This is a genomic window from Ralstonia sp. ASV6 (genome assembly GCF_016429285.1).
Classification (GTDB): domain Bacteria; phylum Pseudomonadota; class Gammaproteobacteria; order Burkholderiales; family Burkholderiaceae; genus Ralstonia; species Ralstonia flaminis.
In genome coordinates, this window is sequence record NZ_JAELUI010000573.1 from 1 (window position 1) to 315 (window position 315).

Consider the following 315-nt stretch of genomic DNA (forward strand, 5'->3'; position numbering starts at 1 on the left):
CCCCCCCCCCCCCCCCCCCCCCCCCCCCCCCCCCCCCCCCCCCCCCCCCCCCCCCCCCCCCCCCCCCCCCCCCCCCCCCCCCCCCCCCCCCCCCCCCCCCCCCCCCCCCCCTTTTTAATGCTCCGGCCACCACCGAGATCTACACTCCACGGCCTTCGTCGGCAGCGTCAGATGTGTATAAGAGACAGGTTCACCACACTGCTGATCGCGCAGATCCAGAATCAGGATCCGCTCGCCCCGATGGAAGCCAGCCAGTTCGTCACGCAGTTTGCGCAGATGAGCCAGGTGGAAGCCATGCAGACGCTGGCTCAGATC

Annotated in this window: 1 pseudogene; it reads left to right on the forward strand. The window is 72.4% G+C overall.

From position 1 onward, the window contains the following. Window positions 1-240: 240 nt before the first annotated feature. Window positions 241-315, forward strand: a pseudogene (locus JHD73_RS30150) (flagellar biosynthesis protein FlgD); the annotation flags it as partial.